Origin of the sequence: Pseudomonas protegens (assembly GCF_003732485.1) — a bacterium.
GTDB classification, from domain to species: domain Bacteria; phylum Pseudomonadota; class Gammaproteobacteria; order Pseudomonadales; family Pseudomonadaceae; genus Aquipseudomonas; species Aquipseudomonas protegens_B.
In genome coordinates, this window is the sequence record NZ_MOAK01000086.1 from 392,707 (window position 1) to 398,691 (window position 5,985).

General features: G+C 63.8%; 5 protein-coding genes. 3 read left to right on the forward strand and 2 right to left on the reverse strand.

The annotated features are described in order from the left end of the window. Nucleotides 1-1,368 (forward strand): AAA family ATPase (locus BLX41_RS36555; RefSeq protein ID WP_259745298.1); only part of this gene is annotated, 1,368 nt, incomplete at its 5' end. A gap of 36 nt (nt 1,369-1,404) precedes the next feature. Continuing rightward, nucleotides 1,405-2,094: a phospholipase D-like domain-containing protein gene (locus BLX41_RS28760; RefSeq protein WP_123727611.1), complete on the forward strand. Its 690-nt coding sequence runs from the start codon at nt 1,405-1,407 to the stop codon at nt 2,092-2,094. 28 nt (nt 2,095-2,122) lie between these two features. Here the strand turns inward: BLX41_RS28760 and BLX41_RS28765 are convergent, their stop codons facing one another. Together BLX41_RS28765 and BLX41_RS28770 are read right to left on the reverse strand one after the other, a co-directional pair. Next, the gene (locus BLX41_RS28765; RefSeq protein ID WP_123727612.1) at nt 2,123-3,844 is read right to left on the reverse strand and encodes a tetratricopeptide repeat protein; all 1,722 of its coding nucleotides are present in this window, start codon (nt 3,842-3,844) and stop codon (nt 2,123-2,125) included. Nucleotides 3,845-3,948: 104 nt separating this feature from the next. Then, on the reverse strand, nt 3,949-5,685 hold the full coding sequence (locus tag BLX41_RS28770) for an ATP-binding protein (RefSeq protein WP_123727613.1): 1,737 nt from the start codon (nt 5,683-5,685) through the stop codon (nt 3,949-3,951). A 219-nt stretch (nt 5,686-5,904) separates the two neighbouring features. Here BLX41_RS28770 and BLX41_RS36560 point away from each other — a divergent pair. Beyond that, nucleotides 5,905-5,985 (forward strand): YaeQ family protein (locus BLX41_RS36560; protein ID WP_259745391.1); only part of this gene is annotated, 81 nt, incomplete at its 3' end.

Genomic DNA, 5,985 nt, shown 5'->3' on the forward strand with positions numbered 1-5,985 from the left:
ATTTCGCCACCGGGCTACGGCAAGACCACCTTGATGGAATACGTGGCGCACCGCCTGGGCCTGATCTTCATGAAGATCAACGGCCCGGCCCTGGGGCACCAGGTGCGTTCCCTGGACCCGGCCCAGGCACCGGACGCCACCTCGCGCCAGGAACTGGAGAAACTCAACCTGGCCCTGGAGATGGGCAACAACGTGATGCTCTATGTCGACGACATCCAGCACACCCACCCGGAATTCCTGCAGAAATTCATCTCGCTGTGCGACGGCACCCGGCGCATCGAAGGCGTGTGGAAAGGCCGCACCAAGACCTACGACATGCGCGGCAAGAAGTTCTGCGTGGTGATGTCGGGCAACCCGTACACCGAGTCCGGTGAAGTGTTCAAGATCCCCGACATGCTGGCCAACCGGGCCGACATCTATAACCTCGGCGACACCCTGGGGGGCATGCAAGAGGCCTTCGCCCTGAGTTACATCGAGAACGGCCTGACCTCCAACCCGGTGCTGGCGCCATTGGCCACCCGCGACATGGCGGACGTCTACCGCTTCGTCGCCAAGGCCGAGGGCAAGGCCTTCTCCAGCAACGAACTGAGCCACAGCTACAGCGGCGCCGAGATCAACGAAATCACCACCACCCTGCAACGCCTGATGCAGGTGCGCGACGTGGTGCTGCGGGTCAACCAGCAGTACATCGCCAGCGCGGCCCAGGCCGACCAGTACCGCAGCGAGCCGCCGTTCAAGTTGCAGGGCAGCTACCGCAACATGAACAAGATGGCGGAGAAGATCTCGGCGGTGATGAACGACGCCGAGCTCCTGCAACTGCTGGCCGACCACTACCAGGGCGAATCCCAGTTGCTGACCACCGGCGCCGAGGAAAACCTGCTCAAGCTCGCCGAGCTGCGCGGTAACCAGACCCCGGAGCAGAGCCAGCGCTGGACCCAGATCAAGCGCGACTTCGTGCGCAACCGCTCCATGGGCGGCAGCGACAGCGATGTCGGCACCCGCGTCGTGGCCCAGCTCAATGACCTGGTCGAGGGCGTGCGTGGCCTGGCCCGGCCGCCGGTGGACGAGGCCGAGGCGGCCAAGCCCTGGCGTGAACTGCTGGCCGGCCTGGAGCGGCTGGGGCAGCAGGCGCCGCATATCGAGGTTGAGCTGCAGGCGCCGGAGCAGCCAGGCATGCGTGAAGTGTTGGAAGGCCTGGTCGAGCAGCTGGAAAACAGCTTCCTGCCGCTGATCAAGGTGATGCACAAGAAGATCGACGTCGATCTGCACGGTCATCACCGCATCAGCGACATTGCCAACCGGCTCGACGAACTGAGCCGTATGCTCAGCAACGGCGAGGTTCCGACCCTCAAGGACCACCAACCGTAGGGGCCGGCTTGCCGGCGCCAACCCAAGGATCACGACATGGATTTTGCCCACCTGGACCGGCAGTTGCGCGACAGCCTGCTGGACCTGAAACTGAGCAACGAAGAGCGGGACGAACTGCGTCAACTGGGCAGCGAACTCAGCGCCGATCAGGTGCGTTACCTGCGCAACCGGGCCTTCGATCTGGTGCGGGAGCTTAGCCTGGCGGACAGCGCCAATGTGCTGCCGGCGCTGAAATGGCTGGAGCAGGTGGTCAAGACCCTGGATGCCAACAGCGCCCCGGTGCGCGACATGGCCAGCGCCCACTTCAGCCCCGGTGAGGATTGTCGGCGCAAGATCCGCGACCTGTGCCGCCAGGCCCGGATCTCGGTGGATATCTGCGTGTTCACCATTTCCGACGATCAATTGAGCGACGAAATCCGCGCCTGCCACCAGCGCGGCGTGGCCGTGCGGGTGATCAGCGACAGTGAAAAGCAGTTCGACGTCGGCAGCGACATCGCCGCGCTGCGCGAGGCCGGCGTGCCGGTGCGGATCGACGACACGCCGTTCCACATGCACCACAAGTTCGCCGTGTTCGATGGCCGGACCCTGCTCAACGGCAGCTTCAACTGGACCCGCAGCGCCACCACCGGCAACGAGGAAAACCTGCTGGTGATCGACCACCCGCAACTGGTAGTCAGTTACCTCAAGGAGTTCAACGAACTCTGGAGCCGCTACGCACCGCGTTAAGGCGTGCAGCGGCTGGCCTCATACGGCCTCAGGCGGCGTTCGGGTAACCCCAGGCGCTCTCGGCAGCCAGGCTGTCGATCAGCTTCTGGCGCAGCTCATGGGCTTTTTCCGGTGCACTCTGGCTCAGGGTTTCCAGGGCCAGGTGCAACTGCTGCACCGGGTTTTCGCCGATAAACAGGTTGCGCAGTTCCAGGCCGGCAATCGCCTCCTCGAAGCGTTGCTGGCGGATATGGTTCAACACCATGGCCTGGCTCAACTGGCTGGCATAGGCCGCCGGCTGTTCCAGGCGAGTCTTTAGCTCGGCGGCTTTTGCCTGATCGTCGATGTAGACGTAGCTCAGCGCCAGCTGTTCCAGGAAGAAGGTTTTTTCCGCAGGGTCCAGCGTCGCATTTTGACTGTCGTCGTCGAGCGCTTGCACAGCCTGATCCAGCAGTTCGCCGGCTTGCCGGGTTTGTTCAAGGTCGTGGAGCAGCTTGGCCTGCAACGCCAGTTTCATCGGACGATCGGCGTATTCGAGCTGGGTGTTGAGATGCGCCATTTCCTCCAGGTTGTTGCGGATCAGCCAGCTGTCGCGGCGCAGGCGCGGCAGGGCGGCCTGCACCCGCAGTTGGGTTTCCAGGATCAGCAGGCGCAACCATGGCCATTGCTCATCGCCACGCAAGGTCTCCAGTGCCAGCAAGGCTTGCTCCAGCAGATGGGCGCACCATTGCGAGTGTTCCTCGACGTAGGTCCCCCACAGACAGACCAGGCACCAGATACGCTGCGAGGGCGAAACGGCGCAGGCCTGCAGGGCCGCCTCGGCCTTGGCCATTTCGTTGCGCCCGACATGCCAGTTCAACAGGCTCAGCAGCAGATCGCTGGCGTAACTTTCGGGCATCTGGGCGATCAGCCGTGGAGCCAGATCCGGGCGGTTGGCGTCCAGGATCAGCTTGAGCAGCGGCGGGTAGCCGAAGTAGTCCTCGGGCTCGGGGGCCTGCGCCAGCAGTTCGAACCCGACCTCGAATTCCCCGGTTTCCATGAGCAGGGTCACGACGATGATCCGAGCCGATCCGGGTAATTGCGTGGCCATGGCCGGGAACTGCGTATCCTGCCCCTGGGCACGGTACTCGCGCAGGGTTTGCTCCACCTCGTGTGGGTCCAGTTCGTTGACCGGCTGTTTGAGCAGCAGTTGCCAGGCCAGGCCGATGCTGATGGCAGCCTCGTCGGCCAGGCCCAAGCTGCGTTGCAGGGCAGCCAACTGCCGGTGCTCGCCGGGGGAGTCCGGGCTCAACTGGTTGACGCCGAAGGTCACCAGCAAGGCGCGGGCCTGCTCGTGTTCACCGCTGGCCACCAGCAGTGGGATGCGCAGCATGGGCGCTGACGGCAGGGGTTGATGCAGGCGCTCCAGCAGGCTCAGCACAGCCTGCGGGCCGTCCTTGTCGAGCAGGGTTTCGAGCAGTTGGTTCAGCGCCATGGGCTGGTAGGTTTCATCGAGTTCGGCCAGGACCTCCAGGGCCTGTTCCTGGTCGCCTTGTCGGTACAGCGCCGCAGGAATCTGCATCAGCCCCAGTTGCCGGGCTTTGCCCGTCAGACGCTGGGCCAGTTGCAAGCCCACTTGCGGTTCGATGGCGCTCAGGTGCGCCGCGCGATTGATCTGCGCTGCCTCGTCCAGGGTGATGCCCAGGTCATTGCCGCTGCTGCTCTTGTTGGCATACACCACCAACAGCGAGATCACGCCGGTAATGAGCAGCAGGATGATAAGCACTTCCATGATTCGGTTTTCCTTGGGGGCGGGTCGTGGCCTGGCGCGTTGCATGGGGTCGTCCTGGACGACCGGGTTGCAGCCAGGCGGGTGTCAGCTCGGGGGTGGGGCGGTCAATTCGCCTGAGAGGTGCGCCAGGCCATCCCGCTGCTGAACCGCTCCATCAGCTGTTGCTGAAGTTCGCTGGCCCGCTCGGGGGCCCGTTGGTGCAGCTCCTCCAGGGCCTGATACAGGCGCGATAAAGGCTTCTTGTCGCTGAGCAAGACGCTCAGGTTCAGGGCCTCGATGGCCTGGGCGAAGCGCTGGTGCTCGATGTGATTGAGCAGCAGGTCCTCTTCCAGGTCGCGACTACCGGCCTCCAGGCTGTGCAATCGATCCTGCAGGACCTGGGCCTGCTGCGCCTCGTCGATGCTCAGGTAGGCGCTGGCGATGTCCTCCAGGTAGAAGGTTTTGTCCATCTCATCGACCTCCGGCAGGCTGTCGCTGTCCAGCAACGCCAGGGCCTGCTCCAGCAGGGTCCTGGCCTGGGCGGTCTGCCCCAGGTCGTGCAGCAGCTTGGTCTGCTCGCGAATGCACAGCAATTGCTGTTCGCCGTCCTGCTGCTGGTGCAGGTTGTGCAACTCCTCAAGGCTGCTGCGTACCAGCCAGCTGTCCCGGCGATGGGCCGGCAGCCGGCTTTGCAGCTGTAGCTGGGTTCGCAGGGCCTGCATGCGTATGCCGCTCCAGAACTCATGGTCATTCTTGTAACCGTCGATCAGTTGCAGCGCCTTGGCCAGCAGTGCCTCGGCCCATTGCGGCTGCGTGGCGTGGTGCTGTTCACAGAGGCTGAGCATCAGGCCCGGATGCTGGCTCGGTTCAGTTTCCAGGGTCAGTAACAGAGCCTCGGCTTCTGCGGTCTGGCCTTGTGTCGCCATGTGGCTCAGCAGGCTCAGCAGCAGGCTGTAGCGATGCAGGTCGGGGGCCTTGTCCAGCAGGCGCAGGGCGTTATCGATCGGCGGCAGGGCCAGGGCCAGGTCCATCAGTTCGCTGTGCGCTGTGTAGTAGAGGTCTTCGCTGATGGGGGCCAGCAGGTCGAGGGCGGAATCCAGTTGATCGGCCTTGATCAGGGCGGCGACTGCCTGGGCCCGTTCTTCTGCCGGTAGTGGCGCGGCCCGGGTGAGGATCGAGTCGAACTGGCCCAGGGTCGCGCAGGCCTCGAACAGGCTGCGCAGAATCGACTGGCGATGGCTCTCCTCGGATTCCTCGAACGTCGACCAGGCGTGCTCGACGCTGGCCAGCGCCGCGTCCTGCATCCCGGCCTGATGTTGCAGGTGTGCCAGGATCAGCAGGTTGCCGATGCTCTGGCGTTCCTCGGCGGCCTGCTGTTGCGGGTCACTCAATTCGCCCAGCACGGCCAGGGCCCGTTCCTGTTCGCCACGGGCCTGGAGGATACGCACTTGCAGCAGCGGCCAACTGGGCAGGGATTCTCCCCAGTTCTCCAGGAGTTCCAGGCAGGCCTGGGTATCGTCGGTGTCGAGCAGTGTTTCGATCAGGGTATTGAGCACGTAGTCCCGGGCGTGGGGCGGCAGTTGCTGGTAGATCGCCAGGGCCTGGGCCTTGTGTCCTGCCAGGTAGAGCTCGCTGGCCACCAACTGCAAGGCCAGTTCCCGGGCCTCGCCGGGTAGCGTCTCTGCCAGTTTCAGCGCCAGCAGCGGCTCGGCCTTGCTCAGCAGCAGGGTCTGATTGATCTGGGCGGTGAGGTTGCTAGTCATTACCAGACCCTCGCTCTGTTCGGCGATTTTCCGGCGGGAGTACACAATCAGTGCGATGAACACCAGTGCGATGACAAGCAGGATGACAAAGAGGGTCATGGACGTCCTTTTCTATTGAACTGCGGCTCTGGCGCGTTACGCGCCAGCCGGTTTGCGCGGGGTTATAAAGCCATGGCTACAGGCTGGCAACCGACTTTACCCAGCCAATGCGTTTCAGCGGATGTCATCCAGAGCAGGGTTGGCCCGGTCAGCGGTCGGGCAGGGCGGCAGGTTTCGGGTTAGACTTGCCGCCTTTTCGCACACTCAAGAAGCCCGCACATGGCCCAGCCGTCCACCACCTACAAATTCGAACTGAACCTGACCGACCTCGACCGCGGGGTCTATGAAAGCGTCAAGCAG